This window comes from Psychrobacillus sp. FSL H8-0483 (assembly GCF_038637725.1).
GTDB lineage: Bacteria > Bacillota > Bacilli > Bacillales_A > Planococcaceae > Psychrobacillus.
In genome coordinates this window covers 2,199,272-2,224,267 of the sequence record NZ_CP152052.1, presented here as the reverse complement: position 1 = coordinate 2,224,267, position 24,996 = coordinate 2,199,272, and the positions used below count along the sequence as shown (strand labels likewise).

The 24,996-nt window shown below is 34.9% G+C and carries 27 protein-coding genes and 1 tRNA gene; 24 read left to right on the top strand and 4 right to left on the bottom strand.

Translation table 11 applies throughout. The features are described 5' to 3' along the window. The first annotated feature begins 2 nt into the window (after positions 1–2). From MHB48_RS10665 to MHB48_RS10655, 3 genes are all read left to right on the top strand, one after another. Positions 3–1,913, top strand: a complete 1,911-nt coding sequence (locus MHB48_RS10665) for a DEAD/DEAH box helicase (RefSeq protein ID WP_342598074.1) — start codon at positions 3–5, stop codon at positions 1,911–1,913. A gap of 6 nt (positions 1,914–1,919) precedes the next feature. Then, on the top strand, positions 1,920–2,732 hold the full coding sequence (locus MHB48_RS10660; protein WP_342598073.1) for a DUF3883 domain-containing protein: 813 nt from the start codon (positions 1,920–1,922) through the stop codon (positions 2,730–2,732). 1,232 nt (positions 2,733–3,964) lie between these two features. After that, positions 3,965–5,077, top strand: coding sequence for a site-specific integrase (locus MHB48_RS10655; RefSeq protein ID WP_342598072.1), 1,113 nt, complete (start codon positions 3,965–3,967; stop codon positions 5,075–5,077). A 127-nt stretch (positions 5,078–5,204) separates the two neighbouring features. On the opposite strand, the gene MHB48_RS10650 is transcribed toward MHB48_RS10655, so the two are convergent. Then, positions 5,205–5,277 (bottom strand) — tRNA-Val (locus MHB48_RS10650). A 429-nt stretch (positions 5,278–5,706) separates the two neighbouring features. On the opposite strand from MHB48_RS10650, the gene MHB48_RS10645 reads away from it, so the two are divergent. The 9 genes from MHB48_RS10645 (at position 5,707) to MHB48_RS10605 (ending at position 13,727) form a co-directional block, all read left to right on the top strand. Next, positions 5,707–7,284, top strand: a complete 1,578-nt coding sequence (locus MHB48_RS10645) for a SpoIID/LytB domain-containing protein (protein WP_342598071.1) — start codon at positions 5,707–5,709, stop codon at positions 7,282–7,284. Positions 7,285–7,739: 455 nt separating this feature from the next. Continuing rightward, entirely contained in the window at positions 7,740–8,555 is an 816-nt protein-coding gene (gene speD / locus MHB48_RS10640; RefSeq protein WP_342598070.1) for an adenosylmethionine decarboxylase, read from the top strand. Positions 8,556–8,735: 180 nt separating this feature from the next. Further along, a complete protein-coding gene (locus MHB48_RS10635; protein WP_342598069.1) occupies positions 8,736–9,215 on the top strand; it encodes a YjdJ family protein in 480 nt (159 codons plus the stop codon). An 803-nt stretch (positions 9,216–10,018) separates the two neighbouring features. Next, entirely contained in the window at positions 10,019–10,801 is a 783-nt protein-coding gene (locus MHB48_RS10630; protein ID WP_342598068.1) for an aminoglycoside phosphotransferase family protein, read from the top strand. 30 nt (positions 10,802–10,831) lie between these two features. Next, positions 10,832–11,482, top strand: coding sequence for a hypothetical protein (locus MHB48_RS10625; RefSeq protein ID WP_342598067.1), 651 nt, complete (start codon positions 10,832–10,834; stop codon positions 11,480–11,482). Positions 11,483–11,516: 34 nt separating this feature from the next. Further along, the gene (locus tag MHB48_RS10620) at positions 11,517–11,852 is read left to right on the top strand and encodes a hypothetical protein (RefSeq protein WP_342598066.1); all 336 of its coding nucleotides are present in this window, start codon (positions 11,517–11,519) and stop codon (positions 11,850–11,852) included. A gap of 121 nt (positions 11,853–11,973) precedes the next feature. Next, positions 11,974–12,420, top strand: coding sequence for an NUDIX domain-containing protein (locus MHB48_RS10615; RefSeq protein ID WP_342598065.1), 447 nt, complete (start codon positions 11,974–11,976; stop codon positions 12,418–12,420). 79 nt (positions 12,421–12,499) lie between these two features. Continuing rightward, positions 12,500–13,042, top strand: a complete 543-nt coding sequence (locus MHB48_RS10610) for an NUDIX hydrolase (RefSeq protein WP_342598064.1) — start codon at positions 12,500–12,502, stop codon at positions 13,040–13,042. A gap of 25 nt (positions 13,043–13,067) precedes the next feature. Continuing rightward, the gene (locus MHB48_RS10605) at positions 13,068–13,727 is read left to right on the top strand and encodes an HAD family hydrolase (protein WP_342598063.1); all 660 of its coding nucleotides are present in this window, start codon (positions 13,068–13,070) and stop codon (positions 13,725–13,727) included. Positions 13,728–14,051: 324 nt separating this feature from the next. Here MHB48_RS10605 and MHB48_RS10600 read toward each other — a convergent pair whose 3' ends face one another. Together MHB48_RS10600 and MHB48_RS10595 are read right to left on the bottom strand one after the other, a co-directional pair. Continuing rightward, a complete protein-coding gene (locus MHB48_RS10600; RefSeq protein WP_342598062.1) occupies positions 14,052–14,831 on the bottom strand; it encodes a hypothetical protein in 780 nt (259 codons plus the stop codon). A gap of 12 nt (positions 14,832–14,843) precedes the next feature. Further along, complete coding sequence (locus MHB48_RS10595) at positions 14,844–14,978, bottom strand: hypothetical protein (RefSeq protein ID WP_342598061.1); 135 nt, start codon at positions 14,976–14,978, stop codon at positions 14,844–14,846. 550 nt (positions 14,979–15,528) lie between these two features. Between MHB48_RS10595 and MHB48_RS10590 the strand changes: the two genes are divergently transcribed. The 4 genes from MHB48_RS10590 to MHB48_RS10575 all read left to right on the top strand — a co-directional run bounded on the left by MHB48_RS10590 (position 15,529) and on the right by MHB48_RS10575 (position 18,519). Further along, positions 15,529–15,966 carry a VOC family protein gene (locus MHB48_RS10590; RefSeq protein WP_342598060.1) on the top strand — a complete coding sequence of 146 codons (438 nt, stop codon included), beginning with the start codon at positions 15,529–15,531 and terminating at the stop codon, positions 15,964–15,966. 165 nt (positions 15,967–16,131) lie between these two features. Then, complete coding sequence (locus MHB48_RS10585) at positions 16,132–16,623, top strand: DinB family protein (protein ID WP_342598059.1); 492 nt, start codon at positions 16,132–16,134, stop codon at positions 16,621–16,623. A gap of 413 nt (positions 16,624–17,036) precedes the next feature. After that, positions 17,037–17,582: a GNAT family protein gene (locus MHB48_RS10580; RefSeq protein WP_342598058.1), complete on the top strand. Its 546-nt coding sequence runs from the start codon at positions 17,037–17,039 to the stop codon at positions 17,580–17,582. A gap of 358 nt (positions 17,583–17,940) precedes the next feature. Further along, the gene (locus tag MHB48_RS10575) at positions 17,941–18,519 is read left to right on the top strand and encodes a hypothetical protein (protein WP_342598057.1); all 579 of its coding nucleotides are present in this window, start codon (positions 17,941–17,943) and stop codon (positions 18,517–18,519) included. A 279-nt stretch (positions 18,520–18,798) separates the two neighbouring features. On the opposite strand, the gene MHB48_RS10570 is transcribed toward MHB48_RS10575, so the two are convergent. Next, a complete protein-coding gene (locus MHB48_RS10570) occupies positions 18,799–18,888 on the bottom strand; it encodes an MGMT family protein (protein ID WP_342601354.1) in 90 nt (29 codons plus the stop codon). Between the two features lie 255 nt (positions 18,889–19,143). On the opposite strand from MHB48_RS10570, the gene MHB48_RS10565 reads away from it, so the two are divergent. The 8 genes from MHB48_RS10565 (at position 19,144) to paaA (ending at position 24,991) form a co-directional block, all read left to right on the top strand. Then, complete coding sequence (locus MHB48_RS10565; protein ID WP_342598056.1) at positions 19,144–19,269, top strand: phosphoglycerate mutase family protein; 126 nt, start codon at positions 19,144–19,146, stop codon at positions 19,267–19,269. Positions 19,270–19,315: 46 nt separating this feature from the next. After that, on the top strand, positions 19,316–19,735 hold the full coding sequence (locus MHB48_RS10560) for a histidine phosphatase family protein (protein ID WP_342598055.1): 420 nt from the start codon (positions 19,316–19,318) through the stop codon (positions 19,733–19,735). Positions 19,736–19,762: 27 nt separating this feature from the next. After that, complete coding sequence (locus tag MHB48_RS10555) at positions 19,763–20,125, top strand: hypothetical protein (protein ID WP_342598054.1); 363 nt, start codon at positions 19,763–19,765, stop codon at positions 20,123–20,125. Positions 20,126–20,171: 46 nt separating this feature from the next. Then, positions 20,172–20,696: a YfiT family bacillithiol transferase gene (locus MHB48_RS10550; RefSeq protein WP_342598053.1), complete on the top strand. Its 525-nt coding sequence runs from the start codon at positions 20,172–20,174 to the stop codon at positions 20,694–20,696. A gap of 405 nt (positions 20,697–21,101) precedes the next feature. After that, complete coding sequence (locus MHB48_RS10545; RefSeq protein ID WP_342601353.1) at positions 21,102–22,421, top strand: AMP-binding protein; 1,320 nt, start codon at positions 21,102–21,104, stop codon at positions 22,419–22,421. A gap of 25 nt (positions 22,422–22,446) precedes the next feature. Beyond that, positions 22,447–23,469: an NAD(P)/FAD-dependent oxidoreductase gene (locus MHB48_RS10540; RefSeq protein ID WP_342598052.1), complete on the top strand. Its 1,023-nt coding sequence runs from the start codon at positions 22,447–22,449 to the stop codon at positions 23,467–23,469. A gap of 206 nt (positions 23,470–23,675) precedes the next feature. Then, positions 23,676–23,915 (top strand): ferredoxin, encoded by a 240-nt coding sequence (locus MHB48_RS10535; RefSeq protein ID WP_342598051.1) that lies wholly within the window; start codon positions 23,676–23,678, stop codon positions 23,913–23,915. Positions 23,916–24,037: 122 nt separating this feature from the next. Further along, positions 24,038–24,991, top strand: coding sequence for a 1,2-phenylacetyl-CoA epoxidase subunit PaaA (gene paaA, locus MHB48_RS10530; RefSeq protein WP_342598050.1), 954 nt, complete (start codon positions 24,038–24,040; stop codon positions 24,989–24,991). Positions 24,992–24,996: the final 5 nt, after the last annotated feature.

The window sequence follows — 24,996 nt, the reverse complement described above, 5'->3', positions numbered from 1 at the left end:
TTATGGATAAGATGACTAATTCGCTAGGAAATATGGAAATTTTATATAATAGTAAAACTTTAAAAGGTTACCTGATACCTGATGAGAATGTTTCCAAAAATATAATTATTCGTTTAAGACAGTTTGCGATGTCAGTTGATTCAAATTATTTTTTAGGTCAGGACGATTCTATTGAAATAACTTGGCCTGCAACACTTACATTATTAAGAGAATTTATACCTTTACAAAAAACTTTAGGATTTAAATTTATCGCAAAAGGAGAATCTAAAGAAAAAGTTAATGAATTTATAAAACAATTGAAAGAAGTTAAAAAATCACGTCACTCGCTCTCAGTTATAATAGAAAAATCAAGAATAAATCAAATATTATTTGAAAAAGGTTTTACTGAAAGAAATTTAACTGACGAGCAACTTCGTGATACGAGTAAAATGATTTCTTTACAAAACGGAGCAAATTTCTCAGTACCAGGTGCTGGAAAAACAACAGTCGCTTTTGCTGTACACATTCTTACTAGAACTGAGGACAGCAATTTACTTGTAGTGGGCCCTAGTAGTTCACATCAAGCTTGGAGAGATGTTGTAACTGATTGTATGAACATAGCAGCTCCTGCAAATGGAGCAGAAGAATTTATAACACTTACAGATAGAGATACTATAATTGAAAAACTACAAAGTGGAAAAAAACGCTTTCTTATTACTTATGACCTTCTAATTAGAGTTCGTGAAATTATAGGAAATTTCTTAGCCAACAATAAAACTCATTTAATTTTGGATGAAAGTCATAGAATGAAGGCGGGTTTAGGATCACAAAGAGGCACAATATTATTAAATATCGCTCCTCTTCCTATTAGAAGAGATATTTTATCTGGTACTCCCATGCCCCAAGGTCCTAGTGATTTAGAATCTCAACTTGATTTTTTATGGCCCGGTATTGGTCTTGGTCATAAGATTAAGTTGGGCGACCAACCAAAGGAAGTATTAGGAAACCTTTACGTTAGAACTACTAAAAATGAATTGATTTTAACTCCTGCAAGCCGGAACTTTATACATGTACCAATGTCAAAAGGACAACTTGCTCTCTATACTATTCTAAGAGATGAAACTAGAGCTCAACTAACATCTTTTCGACAAGATCGTAGGATAGATGTAGGAAGGGCTAGAAAGTCTATAATGAGATTATTGCAAGTATCTTCGAACCCTATATTGGCATTAGATGCAATGGTTTCAGGCATACCAAATGAGGAAATCCCTGCAATTGCACAGGTTATTCAAAGTGAAGGACCTTCTCCGAAAATAAAAAGAGCAGCATCTCTTGCTAGAGAGCTTGCCAATAAAGGAAGAAAAACCGTAATATGGACAATTTTCACCAATACAATTTTACAACTAGAGGATTTATTAGCTGATCTTAATCCTGTTTGTTTATATGGAGGTGTACCATCAGGCGATATAATGGACCCTAGCACAAGAGAGGCAGGTATCTTTAGATTTCATAATAATGATGATTGTATGGTGATAATTGCTAATCCCGCAGCGGTATCAGAAGGAATTAGTCTACATCGTGTTTGTCATGAGGCTATTTATGTTGATAGAAGTTATAATTCTACACATTATCTCCAATCAATAGATAGGATTCACCGATTAGGTTTAGACCCAAAAGAAGAAACTAATATTCATATTCTACAGACACTAGCTCCGTTAGGTTTAGGTTCAATTGATCATTCTGTAAGTAGAAGGCTTGCATCTAAAATTAGGGCATTACAACAATTATTAGACGATCCTGATCTCCATCAACTTGCATTAGATGAAGAAGATGCCAATGCTCCAATTGATTATGATATAAAACTAGAAGATTTAGATGATCTTCTTCTAGAATTAGAAGGTGGCCTTACTTTTAACGAAGAGGAGGCCCAATAAATTATTATGTTTGAGGAGAAATTTGTACAATATTTAAAGATGAGTGTTGTGAATGCTATATTTACATTAAAAAAGTATCAAAATACATATCCTGATAAAAGTATTGATGAAATTATTAAGCTAATTAGAGCCTCTAAATCTTATATATTTTCGTTTGATTATGATACTGCAAGTATATTGTTGCGTAATTGGGACTTTTCTAAGGTAAATGATTTGAAGGAATATATTGCACAAGTTTTACTACAAGAACAACCAAAATGGTTATTGCAAGTACCGTTCGGGAGAGAAATTGTAGCTGATAGTTTACTTGACAATGATTATACCGATATAATTCAATGTTTCAATAGTGCAGGATTATTTGATAGTAATCCTGATCAAGAAACTGTTGAATGGTGGGATAAGATAGCAGGCTTTGTCAGAAACAATCAAAATGAAGAGAATGTCAAGAGCGGTCGCTTAGGAGAAATTCTTTCATTAAATTATGAAAAAGAGAGATTAATTCAGTTTGAATTAGAACCTAAATGGATATCAATTGAAAATAACTTCGCTGGATACGATATTCTATCGTACAACGTGAATGGTAACCTTCGTAAGAAGATTATGATTGAAGTAAAAACATGTAAAACACTTCCAATAACATTCTACATTACTAATAACGAATGGAAGGTTGCTCAAGAATTTGGTGAAGGTTTTGTTTTTCATATTTGGTATTTACCCAAAAAAGAACTGCATATCTTAAAAGTGAAAGATGTGGAAACAAGCATACCATGCAACAGAGGTAATGGTAAGTGGCAAAATATCTTAGTTAAATTGGAATAACATTATAAAAGTATATATGTTAGGGTTCTGAACGAAGGTTCGCTGCTAAATATGGGTGACGTAAGCAATGGTCGCAAGTAAGAAGTTAGTTGGTGTTTGAATCCCTACAATTGATATATAAAATTGACACTCTTATTCATTTAAGTGTGTTAGAAAATCGTTAATCAAAAGTTATCAAGAAAAACGAGGTTGGTTTACGGGGTAAACAGTATTGGAATATAATTTTATCCTGTTGTATAAAAAAGGAAAGGCAATAATCTAACCAAGTTAGTAAAAGGTTAGACTCTCCTAGCAAACGTAGATGTACTTAAATTCTTCGGTGGTATTACAAAAGAAGAGCTTGTTCAATTAATTTATTAATAAATGGGAGAGAGTCTGACATATGTTGGACTCTTTTTAAATTTTAAACTGAAATTATAGTCGTTTAATTTGAGAGCATGGAATTGAATAAAGCAATCATAACCATTTTTTCAAAACGTGGAGCAATCACAACCGAAATGCTATAATTGGGTTAAGAATGCTTAGAAACGTTGTCATATCAAGGGTTCATTCACCTGTTAAAGTCATCGTGATACCAACAAATGAAGAAGTAATGATTACCCTAACGTTGTCTGTTTAGAAAATTAAACAGTTTAACTAAAAACTCTTTAGTTATGAACTATTGGAGAATTATATTAGGGGTACTTTTCAACATAATCAATGATGTAAAGGTTAAATTGTACGTTTGCTGTACCTCTCCTGCAAATTGGTTTAAAATAGTGGAGTGTTAGAAATCCCTTTTTCTAGTTTACTTTATATATTTTAACTACTTTATTTTTTAAAAATTAACATTAATTGGTCAAGTAGCCTTTCCCCTATAGATACTAATATTACGTGATTATATCAATAGTGCGGCTTTTCATTCTTAACAACAGAAGCAGTGATAGTCATTACAATGAATAAATCTTTAATGAGAGTCCTTATTAGAGGATTCTCTTTATATTTTGCAAGAAATTAGGGATATTGAACGGGAGTTAAATCTCGTTACAGTATCCTTTTTACATACAAACATATAAGTATTAGGAAAAATAAGACAGTACCAGTAGCTGTATCACTTGAAACAGGTTTAGAGTAACTAGAATTACATTTTGATTTCGAAAATTTCTGATTGACAGCACTAATTTAATGAAATAACTTATTAATATACAAGGAACAATCATGGCTTTAGAGGGCATCACGAGAGGATGTTTGCTATGAAAGGTTCTGTAAGAAAAGATGGTAGCAGTTGGTTGTATGAGGTAACGGTTAAAACAGACCCTATTACCAATAAGAGAAAAAGGAAGAAGAAAAGAGGCTTTAAAACAAAGCGAGAAGCGGAAAAAGCATTAGCTGCGTTAATTACTACTGTAGATAGTGGAACGTATATTGAACCATCAACAATGCTTTTTGAAGAGTATTTATACGGATGGTTTCAGACAAAGCGAAGCCAAATAGGGAAACAGACTGCTAAAAATTATGAATCTAATATACGACATCATATAGTTCCATATTTAGGGAATTGTCCTTTGTCTAAGTTAAATACACTCATTATCCAAAAATTCATCAATTCATTAGTTGATAAAGGCTTGTCTAATGCTACTATTAAAAAGATTTATAACATCTTAAATAACGCCATTCAGAAGGCTTTTAATCTTGAGTTAATGTCTAAGAATATAGTGTCAACGGTTGAGTTACCACAAGTTGTTAGAATTGAAATGAAGGTATGGAATATTGAAGAAGTAAAATTATTTCTAAAGGCAGCAAAGGAAAGTAGGTATTATATTGCTTTTCATTTAGCCATCACAACTGGAGTGAGGCAAGGGGAACTGTTAGCTTTAAGATGGAAAGATGTTGATTTAGAACGGGGAACGATTCATATCAGACAAACTTTAAGTCATGATGGAAAAGAGTTCTTATCAGGTGCTAAAACCGCTTCTGGCATCCGCCCAATTAGCTTGTTATCTGAAAGCATCAATACGCTGAAAAAACATAAGACCGCAATTGCAAAAGAAAAACTAAAAGCTGGAACAGACTATAATGATAATGATTTAGTAGTCTGTACGTGTTTTGGAACGGTGTTAACTCCTAGAAACTTAACAAGGACATTTAAAGGATTAATTCAAAAAGCGAATGTACCTACCATTAGGTTTCATGATATAAGACATACACATGCTACTTCACTTTTGATAGAGGGGATACATCCAAAGATTGTTGCGGAACGGTTAGGTCATAGTAGAGTAAGCATGACATTAGACATCTATTCGCATGTATTACCTAATATGCAAAAAGAAGCGGCAGAGAAATTAAATAAAAGCCTATTTGGATGATGATTAATTCATACTGTCGCCAAATCCGTCGCCATTTAGCCAAACAATTCTTAACCGTTTCAAAATTTACTAAAAGAAAAAGCCTGTAAACACTGATATATCAACGTTTACAAGCTGGTGAAAAGGATGGTCTCGACAAGTCTCGAACTTGCGACCCCCACCTTGTCGAGGTGGTGCTCTCCCAACTGAGCTACAAGACCGTTATAAGTATATAAAAAATGTATATACCAAATGTTGCTAATCTAAATATTAGCACAAAATAATGTGGTCGTACATACCTAATTTACAGGAAGCATCATATAGTTTAGTCATTTAAGGTAAATAATCACTGGATTACAGGCACTTTTCAGGTATTCTTCCTCAGTTAGTTTGAGCGAAGGATACTTTTTTTCATTCTAATGTTGTGAGGTACATAATTTACCTAGATTGTAAATATATGAAATGTGACCTAAGTTTCGTTTTGAGGGTATTTTAAGTAATGCAAAATATATATAGATGTCTAGAAGGACTAATCCAGAAGGTTCATTAAAATATAATATCGAAAATAATTAAAAAAAGTGAAAGGAATTTTCAGATAAATAGAGAATGGTAGTTTAGCAATACAAATTTCTATGAGGGGAATGGGTGTCTTGAAGAAAAGTTTCAGGTTTGTTGTTGCGTTTGTCTTAGTAAGTGTTTTATTTTTCCAAGGTGTTGGTGGAATTAATGTTGCAAGAGCTAGCGATGAAGATCCAAGCATTAGGATTGGTGTTGTCCCAGCAGTCGAATCGCTGACAGTTGGAAGTGAAGGTGAATTTGCTCTTATTGATAAAGTGACTGGAGAAGTATTATTTGAAGATGTAAATAAGGAGATTTCTGTTACATTAAGTGCTTCCTCTATAGTTAAGTCCAATTATCGTTTGCAAGCAGCATTTTCTTCGAGTGATGCATATATCACAGATTGGTTGACTCGCGCTGAAAACGAAGGATATCCAACTTATTTAGAGCCATTTAATAATGGATATCGCTTACTAATTGGAGAGTTTGCAACAAATGCATCTTTTACTGAAAGAACAAATTTTAAAAATGAAGTTGTTGCGAAAGGTTTGGCTGCAGCTGATTCATTCTGGAGAGTAATCACTTTGGTTGAGGGAGAATCTCAACTTAAAATATCAGATGGCACAGTGGAAAAAGTGTCTGCCAATCCAATTCAAGTGATCACTTCCTCAGAATTGGTAAAAATGAATGGCAAAAAGTATCGTGGACATGCAGAGGTTGGATTTAACAGTAGCGGTACACTAGCTGGGATTAATGAATTGTCTATAGAAGATTATTTATATGGCGTGGTGCCACGAGAGCTACCACCAAATCCTTACGCTGAAGTAGAGGCACAAAAAGCACAGGCCATTGCAGCACGCACGTATGCTCTATCCAACCTAGGTAAACGTAGCATAGATGGGTATGATTTGTTACCAACCACATCCGACCAAGTATACGGTGGGTTTGAAGCTGAACATCCAATTTCCAATGAGGCAGTGGATGGAACGAGAGGAATCGTAGCAACGTATGATGGCAAACTGATTACAGCCGTCTTCCATTCAACAAGCGGTGGTTTCACTGCAAACAATGAGGATGTGTGGAGTGCTGAAGCATCACCATATCTTCGAGCTACTCATGTTGCGCAAAAAGGGAACTCGCTTGAATACGTACCTGCTTTAGATATTTATAAAAATAATGGTAGTGGAGAGTCACTTCGTGAAGTAAAGAACGGTGATTTTGAAGCTGATTGGTCGAGATATTACCGTTGGAATTTTGAATGGACGGCAGAAGAGATTAGTCAGGTGGTTGGCACGTACTTCAATACGGAAGTAGGAAAAGTACTTGAAATTAATGTAACAGAGCGTTCAAGTTCAGGTCGTGTGGCAACTATTGAATTTATCACCGAAAATGGGACATTCTACGAATATAAAGATAGAATTCGTTGGGCCTTACAATATATTAATGCAAACGGGAGTCCAGCAGTATTGTTAAGCACCTTATTTATTATCGAACCAGTAGAAGATATTGAAACAAAAGAGGTGACAGGTTTTAAAGTAAATGGAGGCGGTTGGGGACATGGTGTTGGTATGTCTCAAGTCGGAGCAGTTGGAATGGCAGAAAAAGGCTATACTTTTGATGTGATTTTGAAACATTTCTATCAAGGGATCGACTTAGAAACAAGATATTAATAGAATTAATAGAAAGTCAGCTATGTAAAATGTAGCTGGCTTTTTTTCTTGTAAATTAAAAGCTCTGTTAAATTAAACAAAGTTTCTATGGGAAAAATGAAATAAATTGCGAGGAGTGATAATGTCGTTTTTTCCATTGAGAAAGTACATATCTTTATTGATTTTTCTAAAGCTGCATATGATATAGCATTAGTTATTCGTTTCTTAAAGTATATAAAAAGACGATAAACGCTGATTACAATGACGGTAAAATGCAAAGAATTCTAGAAGAAATCGTAATTTAGATAGAGACTGTATGAATAAAATATAAAGTTCTCCATTTTGTTTGTTATTTATTTTTATGTTTTAGAAAAATCGATTTGAGGGAAACTAAAATAAGAAGGGGATTGTGATAGAGATTTTACATACCTTCATTAATTGTCCTGAAATTTTAGCAGAAGAGAGGTACTATAAAAATGAGTTTAACCCCTAAACAAAGAATTGAGTTACATGGTTTTAATAACCTTACAAAGACATTAAGTTTCAATATGTATGATATTTGTTTTACAAGAACGAAAGAAGAACGTGAGAAATATATTGAGTACATTGATGAGCAATATAGTGCAGATCGATTGACAAAAATATTAACCAAAGTATCTGAGATTATTGAGGCAAATATTTTAAACATTGCTAAGCAAGATTATGAACCGCAGGGAGCAAGTGTTACAATCTTGGTTTCCGAAGGACCTGTCGATGATTCTTCCGTGGATTCTTTTAAAGAATCACCAGGACCTCTACCTGAAACCGTAGTGGGACATTTAGATAAAAGTCATATAACCGTTCATACTTATCCTGAATATCATCCGGATGAAGGAATTAGTACATTCCGAGCAGATATTGATATTTCCACATGCGGAGAAATTTCTCCATTGAAAGCGTTGAATTATTTAATTCATTCATTTGAGACAGACGTTATGGTGATGGATTATCGTGTACGTGGCTTTACTAGAGATGTAAAGGGTCATAAATTATTTATCGATCATGATATAAACTCGATTCAAAACTATATACCGGTAGGATTACAAGAAAATTTTCAAATGATTGATGTAAACGTATACCAAGAAAATATTTTTCATACAAAATGCAAGCTAAAGAAATTTGATTTAAATAATTACTTATTTGGTTATACAGAAGACGAGTTAACCGAGGATGAGAAGATATTAATCACGAAGAAGTTAAAAACAGAAATGGATGAGATTTTTTATGCTAAAAACATGGCAAGAACAGAATAAAATTGATATGTAACTAATGCATCCATAAGATCAAAAGTCAAAATGTCTAAAAGAAGTGTAGTCAAGCAACAAGGAAATGTGATTTTATTTACAAATAAATAGAAAAATGGCGAACTCAAATATTCCCTATACGTCTTGGTAATATACGGAATATTTTAAAACATGTTAGGGGGATGATTTTTGTTTAAATATATTATACAACTCATTATCGGAACGCTCATATTATGTACTGCAACATTTATCGCTTGGTATGAAGGCAGTGCTATTATGAATCATCCATGGGAATGGAAGTATTCAACACCATTTACTAAATTATTTAATATGGACATTATGGATGGTCATGATATTAGCCAGCTAGATTATTTTGTTTATGCAGCTAAATTCCAACCATTATTTCCAGCAATTATGATGGTCAGCGGAATCTACATTCTATGTGTAATTGGTTATTATCTATTGAAATGTAATTATGATTGGACTATAGGTTATTTTGGATTGATCGGGTGTATATTGCTAGTAGTAAGTGGTCTCATTTATAATTCACCAACAAATGGTGGAAGAATTTTTTTCTGGATCACCTCAGTATGTGGCTTTATATTTATGGCTGTTGCAGGTACTGGTTGGATAAGAAATGCTCAACACAAGGAGACTATTAATACATAAAAGATGTACCTATGCCTGTCGAATTATTTAGAAGATAGGAAACCTGGCCAGATATTTTTTTGATAGAAATAAGGGTAGAAGAAATACTCCTACCCTTTATTTTTTTTGTGAAGGCTTCTACTTAAATAAATACGGGCTATGCTTGAAGTTCCAGCGGCCAAGTGCACCTTTTCTTTCATAGTATAATTCTCTTTTTTTTGTGTTTTTAATTAACTAAATATTTTTTATTGTATAATAATAGTAGGTTAGGATGAATCCTTTGAAAAAAGTTCAAGGGGGTTATTCCCCATCAGATATTTCTGCATGTTAAATACTGTTAGTGTTCCTAGTGCATTTATGCTATTCCTTTCAATTGAACTTCAGCTCAACTTTTATCGAATTTGGCGGTTAACGGGTTGGGAGGCAGATTCAGTAACTCAACTTACAGCCGTTTTACATATTGTAGGATTTTCCCTTTTAACAATTCTAGTTTACATTTTTAATAGAAAATGGGTGCAAGAAGAAAAGCTATGTATTGGTCAGCAAATCTTTGGCTTCCGTATTTATTCTTCTTTCTTTTTCACTTCGCAAACCTGTTTCCGATTACTAATCGAGGTTCTCAACCTGACGCAGTACAAGGGCTTATTATTATAGGTCAGCTAATTTTTTATCCGTTTTATTTGTCATTTATTTATTTCTTTACATCTATTATCGAAAGTGTTCCTGAGGAGGACTCATCAAATTAACTTATAGCAAATCCTACTTTTATGTGAACATCGTATTTTGTCCGAAATTCTAAGAAAAACACCAGTTAGGAGTTATTTATGAATAAACAAATAAAACCAAATATTCCTTCACAGTTTGAAAAATTCTTAGGAAAAATAAATTCGTTTTCATATCCTAAAAGACAAGGTGCAACTTCTGAAGTAGCGCTTCTTCATACGGATAAAGGTCAGTTTGTATGTAAAGTAGCCAGCAAATTAAAATATAGAGAATGGCTTTCGCAAGAAGCAGATATCATGAAATGCTTGAATGCAGAAACAGATTTGCCTTTACCAACCTACTTTCATTTTGTAGAAAATGAAGAAAAGAGTTATTTACTCATGAGTTTGGAGGAAGGTGTGACCTTAAGAGAAGCGCTTCAACAATTTCCATCAGATGCTGAAAAATGTGCGCTTATCCAAAGTTTTGGAGAGCTTTTGCAGCAATTACACGAAACACAGCCCCCTACCGATTGGATTACGGAAGAAAATTGGCTAGATACACAATTACAAAAAGCGGCATACAACTTACAAAACTATGAAGTGGATGGGAATCAAGAGTTGCTGGATCAATTAATAAAACATCCACCTATTCGGTCTAAACAAGTGTTGATTCATGGTGATTGCACAATTGATAATGTCCTTGTTTCCAATGGAAGAGTTCAGACATTTATCGATTTATCTGGAGCAGCCTATGGCGATCCACGCTGTGATATTGCACTAGCCATTCGTTCTATTAAAGATAATGAAGCAATGATAAAAGCTTTTTATAAGGGGTATAGTTTGCAAATGATTACAAAGGAAGAATTCGACTATTTTGATGGAGGCTTATACGAGTTTTTTTAAATTTTTTCTAACGAATAGGGTGAGGTAATCATGTGGAAGAAGACGATACTCTTTTCATTCAGCATCATAGTTTTTAGTATATTAATTGGTTGTAAGGATACTAGTTCAGTAGATAATCAGAAAGCAATAGAGGATAACGACTTATTAATGGAAGAACAAAAGGAACAAATAGGTAAGCTAAAGAAACAAAATGAAGACCTGTTAAACGAATTAGATGCTCAAAAAATAGACTTGAACTATGCAAAAGAACAAATAACTTATTATGAACAATTTGCGGAAGATGCATTGCTATTTTTAAGGGAATCGGAATTACTTGAGCTAGCAAAAAAACAATGGACTTATTCGTTAACAGTTAACAATCAGCGAATACCTAAGAATGGATACGTAGAAATCCAAGACAATATAATGGAGATTTCCTTGGTTCAAAAACAAGCGCCGTATAATCCATTGCCATTTGACATTTATATCCAAGGTCCAATTAGTGGGAAATACGAAGAACACATACAACAGTTGACGCCACCTCCAACAGAAACATATTGGACGGACGGAACACTTACAACCGGATCTCATTATAAATATGAAAAAATAGAAAGGGCTTCAACCATTTCATTTTTCATTACAGAAGAGTTAAAGGAAAGATTAGGATTAGATACTACTCTGATAGAGATTGTTAATAAGTAAAAGTTATTTTAGATGGTAAATAGGGGGAATAAAAATGAAAATTATCGGTCCGTTTATTGTATTTTTGGGATTAGCTGGTATTACTTTTTCATTATTTGAGTTTCTAACTTTAGAAGGTTTTGAACAGCCAAAGTATTTCTGGTTAGGTTTTGTCTCGATGCCTGTTATTTTTGTTGGATTTATCCTAACCGGAGTGGGATATCGAAAGAATATTCAAAAGTTAAATGAAGATGTTTTGAGAGATCAAATGAGAGCTGCTGGACAAGGATTGAAAGAGGGATTATCGGATTCCATTCAGTATTGCTCCGATTGTGGACATTCAACTGCTCGAACTTCCAAGTTTTGTTCGGAATGTGGAAAGTCGCTCTGATATAAAGTAACTGAAAATCTTTATAATTAAAAGGTTATTTGCAAAAGACATTACATTTGATTAATAGCCTAGTGAGAAATGAACTTAGTTAATTATTACTGAAAGTAGTGGAGGGATATGAATGTTTCCAAAAGCTAAATCATTAGGATTAATAGTTAAAGATAATATGATTCTCTTAGAAGAACAACTAGGGAAACATTCAAAGGGAACAGGGATATTTTATCGGCCAATTGGCGGCACGATTGAACTTGGCGAAATATCAAGTGAAACGGTAATCAGAGAGTACCAAGAGGAATTAGAAGTAAAAATTACTATTAAAAGCTATATTTCTTGTTTAGAAAACGTATTCAAAATAGACGAATCTATTGGTCATGAGATTATACAAATTTATTTAGTGGAATTTGAAGATGAATGCCTATATCAAAAAGAAAGTTTTAAAGTTGTGGAAGGAAATAAAATTACATTAGCAAAATGGGTTCCTTTACAAGAACTTTTTAACGAAAAAAAGGTACTCTATCCAAACGGACTAAGTAACTTAATTCTAGAAAGTATTGAGATGAATGTATGAGCCGCGATAATGAAACTGAAAATCATGGAGTATATTAAACAACAATTATTTTAGTGAAAATATCAAAGGAGAAATTACGATGAAGAGTTGGAAAACGTTGAATTCGAGTTATGTATTTAAAACTCCATACGGAAATCTGCGTGAAGATAGTTGTGAACTACCGGATGGACAAAAAATAGAAAGTTATTATGTAAATGAATATGCTGATTGGGTGAATGCCATAGTTCTAACTAAGGAGAAACAGATTGTCCTCGTCAAACAGTATAGATATGCAGCTCAAGACTTCTTTTTAGAAGTACCTGCTGGTAAACCAGAGGGAAATGAAGCATATGAGACAGCTATTTTAAGAGAAATTAGGGAAGAGACTGGCTTTATAACAGAAAGAAATCCAATATTACTTGGTGAGTTTTATGTAAATCCAGCAACACAAACGAATAAAGTAATTACCTTTTTACTATTGGATGCGTATAAAGCTTTTGAACAAGAATTAGATCCAACAGAGTTTATTGATGTTCATTTGGTGGAGTTAAATGATATGGAAACAATGATTGCTAAAGGCGAAATAAATCAACTATTTACTGTGAGTGCTTACTATATGTCTAAATCGTTCTTAGATAATTGATCTTAATGAAGGTAGTGATGAAATAATGATTAAAGGAATCATATTTGATTTTGATGGTTTAATAGTAGATACAGAGACAGTTTGGTACGAAGCGTTTAAAGAAACATTATTTGAAAAGCATGCGATTGAATTAGATCTAGCAGGTTACTCCAATTGTATTGGAACAGGCAATGAAATCTTATATCAATACTTTCGTGAAATAGCTGGAAACTCAGTAGATTGTGAGCAAATAGAGGAAGAAGCATTCAATAAATATAAGGATAAAATGAAAGAACCTTTACTTAGAGAAGGAGTTAAAGCATATTTAGATGAAGCAAAAGAATACAACTTAGTAATTGGTTTAGCTTCAAGTTCATCTAGAGATTGGGTTCATTCATATCTAGAACAGCTACGAATTATTGATTATTTTGAAGTAATAAATACAAAAGAGGATGTCAGTAGGGTTAAACCAGATCTAGAACTCTATATTAAAACATTAAGAGACTGCAATTTATTACCAACAGAAGTGATAGTGTTCGAGGATTCGTTAAACGGATTGAATGCAGCCAAACAAGCAGGTATTAGGTGTGTGATTGTTCCTAATGATGTTACTAGAAATTTAGTATTCAAAGACCATGATTATGAACTTCATTCTATGAGTCAAGAAGCGTTGTGTGATGTCATCCAAAAAATAGCTAGTACCTAAATGAAGCGTTTGCTTCTTCCTATACAAAAAGTCTATCCATTCAATGGTGTTCAAATCGAAAAAGGTCGAACTACCGCTAACTGGACCGCGGTTAGAAAATGATCGAAATTTTTTATAAAAACTTTATATTAAAATTACAAGAAAAAATCCATTTTGTTAAATCTTTTTTCAAAATGGATTCTTCTTATTGACCCTAAAATACGGGTTTGTTAGGGAGTTATTGAACAAACATTATTTCAAATCAGCAAAGAGCTCTTTGCTTGTTTTTTGTTTGGACAGGGTTAAGCAGAGTTTAGGGGGTACTTAGAAAAAAATTAAAGCGAATTATGGAATCTGCATTTGCCATAGGAAAGCATGGAATTCCCCATTAGCCGTATCCGAAAATCCCACAACCTGTTTATGATTATTAATACTAAAAGCTTCACTAAAGCTTCCACCAAGCGTACCGAGATTGGTCATCACACCGTTTTGCCATAGGAAAGCATGAGTTTCCCCATTAGCCGTTTCCGAACCTCCCACAATCTGTCCACGGTCATTTATACTATTAGCTTGACTATTGCTTCCACCAAGCGTACCGAAATCGGTCATTACACCGTTTTGCCATAGGAAAGCATGATTTTCTCCATTAGCCGTATCCGATATTCCCACAACCTGTTCACGGTCACTTATACTATTAGCTTGACTAAAGCCTACACCAAGCGTGCCGAGATCGGTCATCACACCGTTTTGCCATAAGAAAGCATGGAAATCGAAAATAAACGGATTCGAACCTCCGACAATCTGTCCACGGTCATTTATACCCTCAGCAATACTGCTGATTCCACCAAGCGTACCGAGATCGGTCATCACACCGTTTTGCCATAGGAAACCATGAATTTCCCCGGTAGCCGTATCCGAACTTCCCGCAATCTGTCCACGGTCATTTATACTATTAGCTTGACTATTGCTCCCACCAAGCGTACCGAGATTGGTCATCACACTGTTTTGCCATATGAAAGCATGGAATTCCCCATTAGCCGTACTCGAAACTCCCACAATCTGTCCACGATCATTTATACTAAAAGCTTGACTAAAGATTACACCAAGCGTACCGAGATCGGTCATCACACCGTTTTGTCATAGGAAAGCATGAATTTCCCCATTAGCCGTACTCGAACCTCCCACAATCTGTCCACGGTCATTTATACCAGAAGCAACACTGATGGTTCCCCCGAGCGTACCCAAATCAATCATATACGGTCTTATTCCCATATACACCATCCTTTCAAATAATAAATATACGAAAGTATATGAAAGATTTAATATATTTGATTGTGCTAAACTTTCGAATTATATAAAAATCAGCTTTCTATAGTAGTTTACTAATCTATAGCTTTGAACGTAGAGATTAAATTCACGATGAAAGTAGATAAAAGCTTATTATTTGTTCCTAATATATTTGCGTTCTGTGACTTTTGGATTTTATTAAATAATTTTTTAAAAATTCTAAAAATATTACATCGTTAGTTAATTCAACAACCTACAATGTTTCTTAAACTATAAGGTGCGATTGTTTAATAAGCGTCGCTGTTCTTATTAAACAAAAGGGTGCTTTAGTTAAACAAGACCATCATTTCGATGGTCCTTTTTTTATCCGAAACATCAAGTAGATCTCAGAAACTCATTGTGAAATGATACACTTAAACTAATGCAGCAGGATTTTTGAAGAAGGATATTTTCTGTCTTAAGCGAATTAGAATTATAACCAAACTTTACACGAATATAGGAATTGAAAATAACGGGAACATAGGAGGTGCGAGATATGAAGATCAATAGAATAGATCATGTGAGTATAAACGTAAATGATCTTTCAGAGGCTAAAGCGTTTTTTCTTAATTTAGGACTTGAAGTGCAAGCGGAATGGGAATTGGATGGAGAACAGTTTGACAGAATAGTTGGGCTTAATGATGTTAAAACGGCATGTGTAGGATTGGGGATGCCAGATGGTCAGGCATGGATAGAGCTAGTCAAATTTTATACTCCGTCAGATGAAAAAGATATTCAGCAACCTTTTGCGAATACGCTGGGGATCCGACATATTTGCTTTGCTGTTGAAGATATTGAAGCTATTGTTGCGAAGTTGAAAAAGAAGGGCACGGAAATCTTTAGTGAGATACAGCAGTATGAAGAAAGTTATAAGTTATGTTATGTTCGCGGTCCAGAGGGAATTATTTTAGAGTTGGCGGAGAAAATCAGATAAATATTGAAATTGACTCCTCTTAACCATTTTCATTCTCTGTGGTGCATCAATATATTGTGCTGCATGGATGACTAACGGGGCAGTTTAGTTGAACATGAAGGTGTTTAGATAAGTAAATCGAATTAGTATTTTTAAAGGGAGATATTAAATTGGAGGGAATAGAAAATGGATGTAAAGACACTTTTGTTACAACAATGGGCAAGCTGCTTAGATGAAGAAGACTGGTTTCCTCCACTTGAAAAAGTGCTAGAGGATATTACTTTTGAACAGGCAATTTGGAAACCAGTTGAGGGGGCAATGAATTCCATTTGGGAATTAGTTTGTCATTTACTTTTCTATAAAAAGAGACTTCTGATGCGATATCTTGGTGAAGCAGCGAATGAACCCCAGGCAGAAGATAATGAATCTACATTTCGATTACCAACTGAGACGTTTCAAAATTGGAAGGAAACAAAACAAGAATATTATTATGTTCATCGTGAACTTGGAAAAATACTAGCAAAATCAGAACATGAAGATTTGTATAGACAGATCCCTGGAGAAAGATCATTAGTGCTTGAACTGAAGAGTTTAGCATTGCACGACGCATATCATATTGGGCAAATTGTATTCCTAAGTAAAATGCAAGGAATTTGGGCAGGGAAACGCAGCTTTTAAAAAAGCTTCATTAGCTATACAGTTATTCCATTATAGGGGGCTTTAATGGAATAAGAACGGGAACGTCCAAATCGGACGTTCCCATATTTTATACATGAAAAACAACAATACTACTTAACAAAGCCTTTGATTATGAACACGTAATGGCATCTGAAGAAAATTCATTTCAAATAGAGGTTGCTGGAATTACTTGGGCTTTTAGTATGGTTTATTTGATAAAAGGAATCTTTAAATTTTCAAACTCTGGAAAAGTAATTGAACTAAATCAGCAGGTTAAAGCAAAATGCTGCAAATGTATGCAAGGATTCTGTAAAAAACTGCCAAATCCTTAAAAAACAAAAAAAGGTCGGATGTACATCATACTTTTGCCTAATTAGAATAAAATGGTAGTAAAAAGATAATGGAGGGGTTTTATGAAGCTAGTAGGTCAACAAATTTATCTTCGACTTTACAAAACTTCTGACGCCAGCGAGTTAGCTAACTTACATACTAGAAATCGCGAATTTTTTCAACGAGTTAGCCCATTACTCCCAGAAGCCTTTTATACAGAAGAACATCAAAAAATACGCATTGAACAGGCATTAAAAAAGACAGATGAAGGGCAATTATATGCTTTTGGAATCTTTTTAAAAGCAACTGATAAACTTATCGGAGACATTTCATTAACTCAAATTGCTAGGGGAGACCTCCAAAGCTGTTATACGGGATTTACTTTAGATAAGGAGTATAATGGAAAGGGCTATACAACAGAAGCTCTTCAACTTGTTGTAGACTTTGCTTTTAGAGAATTAAAATTACATAGAATTGAAGCAGGAGCTATGCCTGACAACATAGCATCTATTCGGGTATTAGAAAAAGTAGGGTTTAAAAAAGAAGGTATAGCTAAAGAAAATCTAAAGATTAATGGCAAATGGACAGATCATCAAATATTAGGTATCATCAACAGCTTGGATGTGTAAGCTCAATTCACTTCCGATAATATTATGTAAACAAACACAGTCTCGTGCGTGACTGCCTTGTACATTTTTTAAAATTTTTCCACCACTACTTCAAGAAAAGTACGTAGCGGTAAAATTGTATATTGTACGAGAATTTGGTAATTATCTAAGGAGTTTCTTGGCAACTCTCTTTTTTTTGAAGATTGTGAAATATGTCACTTAAACTACCATGGAAGAATGTAATTTTCTTACATATTCTGTGGTGAAGCAGGGCTTCATGGATGGCTAACGGGGTAGTTTAGTTAACAAGCTTTGTTCGAATGATATTATTAAATTCAGCATTTAATAATATGTTTTGGATAGGGATTGAAAGCAAATATTGAACAGAAATGAGTTTGATAAAGGATTTATGGCGACAAAAGTTGTGATTTTATACGGTGATGTATTACCTCCATTTAAACATATTAGGAAAATCCTAAATAAGTACGGTAAATACTATTTAAGAGATATGAACATGGAAGACTTTCAAGAAGATAATTATTATGATGTACGGATAGAGGAACGACATACGGGTCTTACATATAGAGAACCGCTTGACGCTGTTCCTGTCATCCCAGTGAAGAAAGAATATCTATCTAAACTCTTAAACATTTTCAAAGCTTTAAACGGAAATGTGTGCTTATGTAAGGTAAACCACGAACATCCTATTGCTTGGGTTCAAGGGGTAGCGTATGAAGGTTATTGTTTTTATTTAGATAATGGCGAAGAAAAGGTGCTTTTCTTGGAAGAGTACAGTGACAATGAGGAACAATATTTTAACGTGAAAGAACTATATTGGTATAAGCGAATACCGCAAGACAAACGATGGATTCAGATAGACGTAAATGAAAATACGGAGAAAGTATTTTTACAATGGTTGAAGGATCTCGTTCCCTCAGATGTATACCAAAAAGGTTAGAATATTTGTATCTTAAAGAACTACCATGGAAGAACGTAATTTTCTTACATATTCTGTGGTGAAGCAGGGCTTCATGAATGGCTAACGGGTGCTTTAGTTCAATAAGGATAGTAATATATTACATCAAAAAAAACGCTCAGATTCCTGAGCGTTTTTTTGATGTTGAAGTATATACTAATTAGTATGAAATTTACTTTGTTATTAACATTTTTCTCCCCACCAACCGAACCCGTTAATTCAATGGACATGCTTTTTGTTTTAGCTAAAATCATAGCAAACTTAGTATTTATTAGACTGTTCATGCTGAAGTAGCCATTCTTTTCTCCACAATCCACCAGCAAACCCTGTAAGCTTTCCACCTACACTGATATTGCGATGACAGGGATTAACGATACTTAATTTGTTTCGTCTGTGAACATAATATAATAGATAGCTTCTTCCGTACTTAAAATCTCTATTATTCCAATGGGTGATTGGTAATCTAATTTATACGTATAGTGTCCTCCAAAGGTAAAAGGTAGTATGTCATTCGGATTAAAAAGGATTTCAACGTATGAAAGAAGAATATAATTAGATGTAGATAAAAGAACGAAGGAATAAAATCGTAAAAAGGTGGGGGAATTATTGACAACCGTAGGATTCATAAGACACGGAATTACAGAGTGGAATGAACTTAAACGAGCGCAAGGAATTTCTGATATCCCTTTAAATCAAACAGGTAAAAAACAAGCGTTATCATTGCGCAAATAGACTCTCATTAGAGGGAAAGTGGGACGTTATAATAACGAGTGATTTATTGCGTGCCAAAGAAACAGCACAAATAATTTCTGATCAATTATATTTGCCTATTTCCGGTTACGACAAGAGAATTCGTGAAATTAACTGTGGAGAAATCGAAGGAACAACCGAAGAAGAAAGGCTTCATAAGTGGGGTAGCACTTGGCGAAAATTGGAACTAGGTATGGAGAAGTTTGCAGACGTATCTAAAAGAGGGTCTGATTTTTTAGAAGAAGCAGCAATTACTTATAAAGATAAGCGAGTATTGGTAGTGAGCCATGGTGCGTTAATTGGTCTTACATTAAGACGTCTATTACCGGAGAAATTTACTAGTACACTCATCGATAATACATCTGTAACAATTTTAGAAAACATTGAAAACCAGTGGGACTGTACTTTGTATAATTGCACAAAGCATTTAGAGGAATTTATCCAATAATATACTCATTACCACTTGGGGGATTTTGTGAATATTAAAATGGTCTATTTTGCATTAAAACTGTTTACTATATTTTGGGCTATTGGTTGTTCAAACATACAGGATGATATGAAAACGACAGATACGGATAATTATAATCATATAAGGGAAGTAGCGTGGGAATTCATCAGAGAAAAAGGATGGGATGACACAGCTAGAGAAGATTGGCAAAGTGCAGTAGTAAAGCAGACAATTGCAGATAATAGCTATGAACTGTTAGATCCAACTTTTGTGGGAAAAGAGGCCTTATCTGTTTCTTTTAAAGACAGAGGTAAAGTTGTCATAGGCACGCCATCCATACTTGTTGATCCTGCTACTAACGAAGTAATTGGCTATATGCCTGGGGAATAGAAAAAGTGTTTGCTTCTTCAATGTGTATAAGAAAGGTAGTGAAAAAATGGGAAATGAAAGATATCCAATAGGGGAATTTCATTGTTCTACATGTATTTCAAACGAGGATATACAAGGGTGGATTAATGAAATAAGAACTTTACCAATTAGATTAAAAGAAGTCGTCCATGGCTTAGATGATCAAGCTTTAGAATATACTTATCGTGAAGATAGTTGGACAATTAGCCAACTTGTTCATCATATTGCAGATAGTCATATGAATGCCTATATAAGATTTAAATTAGCTTTAACAGAAGATAATCCAACGATTAAACCTTATGCAGAAGAGAAATGGGCGAGTTTACTTGATTCAAAACTGCCAATTACAATTTCCTTGAAACTTATTGAAGCGTTACATGAGCGTTGGACGTATTTACTCGAAACTTTAACAGATGAACAATTAAAAAGAAGTTTTAACCATCCAGACTCCGGCATTACCTCTGTAGAAAAGAATATTGGTATTTATGCTTGGCATGGTAATCACCATTTAGCTCATATCAATAATGCTTTAAATCGTTCTGTTAGCATTTGAATAATCCTTTTTCAAAATAGATTCTTTATACTGGCTATAACGTGTTTTCATATACACTTCATTTTTTAACGCTGACCTATTCATTTAGCATCAGCGTTTTTTTTATTTCCATATCCTTCACGTACGAAACCTGACGATCTCTTCCATCATTTTTTCTTCTCCTCTAAACTCGAACTCTGCTAAAAGGGAAAATTACTTTACAGTTCATTGGCTAGTGTATATAGCTTAATTAATTTTAAAATTTTCTGAATTTTTGTTGACTTATTCTTTTTGAAATATTAATCTATAAACATATTACGAATTAAGTTACAACCGTTCATAAAATGTTATACGAAAAATTTGAATACAATATATGAAATAAAGATAAAGTAAACGTAGGAGGAATGATGTTTGTATAATCCATTAATGGAAACGATGAAACGCGAAGATATGGAGAGTCTACAACTTGAACGTATACAAGATACCGTTCGAAATGTTTATGAGCATGTTGAATTCTATCGCACTAAATTCGTGGAACTAGGGATTACTCCAGACGATATACAAAGTTTAGGTGATCTATCGAAATTACCATTCACCAAAAAACAAGACTTACGCGATCAGTATCCATTCGGTTTATTCGCGGTACCTCAAGAAGAAATTGTTCGAATTCATGCATCATCCGGTACGAGCGGCAAACCGACAGTTGTTGGATATACAGCAAACGACATAGAAATGTGGGCTGAAGTTGTAGCACGTTCGATTGTGGCTGCAGGTGGCAAAAAATCGGATATTTTTCATAACGCATATGGCTACGGTTTGTTTACAGGGGGAATTGGCCTTCATTATGGTGCGGAAGTGCTTGGAGCTGCAGTTGTTCCAATGTCAGGAGGAAACACAGAAAGACAGATTTCATTGATTGAAGATTTTAAACCAAGAGGAATATGTGGAACGCCTTCTTACATGTTGAACATAGCAGAAAAAATGAAGGAAATAGGTATTGATCCAAAGCAATCGTCCATGGAGTATGGAATTTTTGGAGCAGAGCCTTGGTCCGAAGAAATGCGGACGAAGCTTGAGGAAACGTTCAATTTAAAAGCAATCGATATTTATGGATTGAGTGAAATCATTGGACCAGGTGTTTCCATTGAATGTCACGAAGCACAAAATGGCTTACACGTGCATGAAGATCATTTCTTTATTGAAGTAATTAATCCTGAAACACTTGAACCGGTTGCTGAAGGGGAAGAAGGCGAACTAGTTTTTACGAGTTTAACAAAGAAGGCACTTCCAATTATTCGTTATCGCACGGGCGATATCTCATCCATCACACGAGAGAAGTGTAAATGTGGCAGGACCTCAACGAGAATGTCGAGAGTAAAAGGTCGCACAGATGACATGCTAATTATTCGAGGTGTAAATGTATTCCCATCGGAAGTTGAACGAGTTCTTCTACAGGCTGGAGAAGACAAGTTGGTGCCTCATTATCAAATTCATTTATTAAGAAAAGATGCAATGGATATGGCAGAGCTACATGTCGAAATTGACAGTATGTTACACGAAACGATTGCAGGAGATTTGAACGATTCGCAGATAATTCAACTGAAAATTAATATTCAACGTTTGTTGAAAACGACTTGTTTAGTATCGATGGATGTCGTTATCAATAGTCCTAAAACGATTCCACGATCAGAAGGAAAAGCGATTCGGGTTGTAGATTACAGAGATAAAAATGTAATTGGTGTATGAGTCCATTCAGAAGGAGGAATAAAATTTGTCCCAAAGTGAGGAAATTTTTGACGTAACTATTATTGGTGGAGGACCGGTCGGCATATTCACAGCATTTTATGCTGGCCTTCGAAATATGTCTTGTAAAATTATCGAAAGCCTTCCACAGCTGGGAGGACAATTGTCCGCATTATATCCGGAAAAGTATATTTACGATGTTGCGGGATTTCCAAAAATAACAGCGCAACAACTCATCGAGAGATTAATGGAACAAATGGGCCAATTTGAACAAACAGTTTGTTTGAATGAAGCGGTGGTAGAGATAGAAAAACAGGCAGACAATTCTTTTAAACTAACGACGAACAAAGAGACACATTTTACTAAAACAATTATTATTACTGCGGGAAATGGCGCATTTCAACCAAAGAAGCTGGACCTAGCAGATTCTTCAAAATTCGAAAAAACCAACTTGCATTACTTTATCAATGATTTACAACAGTTTGCGGGGAAAAAAGTACAGCTATTCGGGGGAGGAGATTCTGCAGTAGACTGGGCTCTTATGCTGGAACAAATTGCAGAGAAAGTATCGCTCGTGCATCGCCGCGATAAATTCCGAGCACATGAACATACAGTGGAAAAGTTGATGAATTCTTCTGTCACTGTTTTGACTCCATTTGTTCCATCTGAATTTATCGGAGAAGAAAAAATTACACAAGTCGTGCTTAAAGAAGTGAAAGGCGATGAAACAAAGGTCATTGACGTTGACGATGTCATTGTCAATTATGGTTTCGTGTCTTCACTAGGTCCGATCAAAAATTGGGGATTTCATTTGGATAAAAACAGTATTATCGTTAATTCCAAAATGGAAACTAGTATTCCAGGCATATACGCTGCTGGTGATATATGCACATATGAAGGAAAAGTGAAGTTAATTGCGAGCGGTTTTGGCGAAGCACCAACAGCGATTAGCAATGCAAAAGTGTATATTGACCCGACATCAAAAGTTCAGCCGCTACATAGCACAAGCGTTATGGATAAAACGGTGAAGCAGCCTAGTGAAAAAGCTTGATAAATGGCTCTGTTAAATAGGTTGTTGTTTTTAGAAGATTAAATTTTGTGATGAAAATCCGCGAGACTCCTGTGGAAAAACAGGCAGCCTAGAACCCTAGACGGTGCTCCGAGGAGGCTTGGCATTTCGTCCGCGGAAAGTGACTTAATTTTCGTTAACATAAATCGTTTAACAGAGCCTAATAAAAATAAGAAAGGGTGTACTTTATGCCTGTATTTACAACCGTTGATCAGGAAACGTGTATTGCATGTGGAGCTTGTGGTGCAAGTGCACCAGACATCTTTGATTATGATGATGAAGGCCTTGCGTATGCAATACTTGATGGAAATAAAGGGACGGCGGAAGTGCCGGAAGATTTTCGGGACGATTTAGAAGATGCGTATCATGGATGCCCTACGGACTCTATAAAAATGGCAAACGAGCCAATTATAAAAGAAATAGTTTAAGAGTTATGTATCGTAGTTATCAGAATTAACTCGCTTTTTATATAACGGTATCATTTTATAACGTTAATTAATTGTTATGTGCAATGCCGGCAATGCATAAATTAGATATTGGGGGGTTAGATATGAATAATTTACACAATACGGAAGAAGATCAACGAATGGCTCATTTCATGCAGCGTATTGAAGCTGGTGACAAAATTGAAGCGGATGATTGGATGCCGGAGGAATACAGACTGACATTGATAAGATTAATCTCCATGCACGGGATAAGTGAAATAATGGGTGCATTGCCAGAGAAAGAATGGGTGCCAAAAGCTCCTTCTCTAAATAGGAAACTTGGCATTATGGCAAAGGTGCAGGATGAAATGGGTCATGGTCAGTTGCTTCTACGCGTTACGGAAGACTTACTTCAACCGTATGGGAAAAATCGCGGGGATTTAATGCAAGACCTTTTCAATGGCGATTTGAAATTTCATAATGTTTTCCATATGGAAACGAGAACATGGGCGGATGCAGGAATCATAGGTTGGCTTGTGGATGGTGCAGCTATTATTACGCAATCAAATATGCTTGGTGCTTCATACGGTCCTTACGCAAGAGCACTGCAGCGCATTTGTGCGGAAGAAGTGTTCCATGCACAACATGGCGAATCGATCATCATGGCGTTAGCAGAAGGAACAGATGAGCAAAAAGCAATGATACAGGAATCACTCAATCGTTGGTGGGAAGCCCTTCTCATGTTTTTTGGACCAGCGAGCAAAGAAACGACGGGTTCATCGAAACAAGACTTGACGATTAAATATAAAATTCGAACGAAAACAAACGAAGAATTTAGACAAATCTTTTTTGACAAATACATTCCGCGTATTTTATCACTCGGACTGACAATTCCGGACCCAACTCTCCACTTAGATGAAGAAAGTAAACAATGGTCATATAAACAACCTGATTGGAATGAATTTAAGAAAATCATTAAAAACGGGGGTCCACGTTCACTTGCTCGCTTAAATTTACGCCGATCTTCTTACGAAAATAACGCTTGGGTGCGTGACGCATTAGCTGCAACGGTCAACTAAAGGAG

Excerpts from the sequence above, each read along its gene's own strand:
- MHB48_RS10665 (WP_342598074.1), top strand. The coding sequence starts at position 3 with ATGGATAAGATGACTAATTCGCTAGGAAATATGGAAATTTTATATAAT.
- MHB48_RS10660 (WP_342598073.1), top strand. The coding sequence starts at position 1,920 with ATGTTTGAGGAGAAATTTGTACAATATTTAAAGATGAGTGTTGTGAAT.
- MHB48_RS10655 (WP_342598072.1), top strand. The coding sequence starts at position 3,965 with ATGAAAGGTTCTGTAAGAAAAGATGGTAGCAGTTGGTTGTATGAGGTA.
- speD (WP_342598070.1), top strand. The coding sequence starts at position 7,740 with ATGAGTTTAACCCCTAAACAAAGAATTGAGTTACATGGTTTTAATAAC.
- MHB48_RS10630 (WP_342598068.1), top strand. The coding sequence starts at position 10,019 with ATGAATAAACAAATAAAACCAAATATTCCTTCACAGTTTGAAAAATTC.
- MHB48_RS10625 (WP_342598067.1), top strand. The coding sequence starts at position 10,832 with ATGTGGAAGAAGACGATACTCTTTTCATTCAGCATCATAGTTTTTAGT.
- MHB48_RS10620 (WP_342598066.1), top strand. The coding sequence starts at position 11,517 with ATGAAAATTATCGGTCCGTTTATTGTATTTTTGGGATTAGCTGGTATT.
- MHB48_RS10615 (WP_342598065.1), top strand. The coding sequence starts at position 11,974 with ATGTTTCCAAAAGCTAAATCATTAGGATTAATAGTTAAAGATAATATG.
- MHB48_RS10610 (WP_342598064.1), top strand. The coding sequence starts at position 12,500 with ATGAAGAGTTGGAAAACGTTGAATTCGAGTTATGTATTTAAAACTCCA.
- MHB48_RS10605 (WP_342598063.1), top strand. The coding sequence starts at position 13,068 with ATGATTAAAGGAATCATATTTGATTTTGATGGTTTAATAGTAGATACA.
- MHB48_RS10600 (WP_342598062.1), bottom strand. The coding sequence starts at position 14,831 with ATGACCGATCTCGGTACGCTTGGTGTAATCTTTAGTCAAGCTTTTAGT.
- MHB48_RS10595 (WP_342598061.1), bottom strand. The coding sequence starts at position 14,978 with ATGGGAATAAGACCGTATATGATTGATTTGGGTACGCTCGGGGGAACC.
- MHB48_RS10590 (WP_342598060.1), top strand. The coding sequence starts at position 15,529 with ATGAAGATCAATAGAATAGATCATGTGAGTATAAACGTAAATGATCTT.
- MHB48_RS10585 (WP_342598059.1), top strand. The coding sequence starts at position 16,132 with ATGGATGTAAAGACACTTTTGTTACAACAATGGGCAAGCTGCTTAGAT.
- MHB48_RS10580 (WP_342598058.1), top strand. The coding sequence starts at position 17,037 with ATGAAGCTAGTAGGTCAACAAATTTATCTTCGACTTTACAAAACTTCT.
- MHB48_RS10550 (WP_342598053.1), top strand. The coding sequence starts at position 20,172 with ATGGGAAATGAAAGATATCCAATAGGGGAATTTCATTGTTCTACATGT.
- MHB48_RS10545 (WP_342601353.1), top strand. The coding sequence starts at position 21,102 with ATGGAAACGATGAAACGCGAAGATATGGAGAGTCTACAACTTGAACGT.
- MHB48_RS10535 (WP_342598051.1), top strand. The coding sequence starts at position 23,676 with ATGCCTGTATTTACAACCGTTGATCAGGAAACGTGTATTGCATGTGGA.
- paaA (WP_342598050.1), top strand. The coding sequence starts at position 24,038 with ATGAATAATTTACACAATACGGAAGAAGATCAACGAATGGCTCATTTC.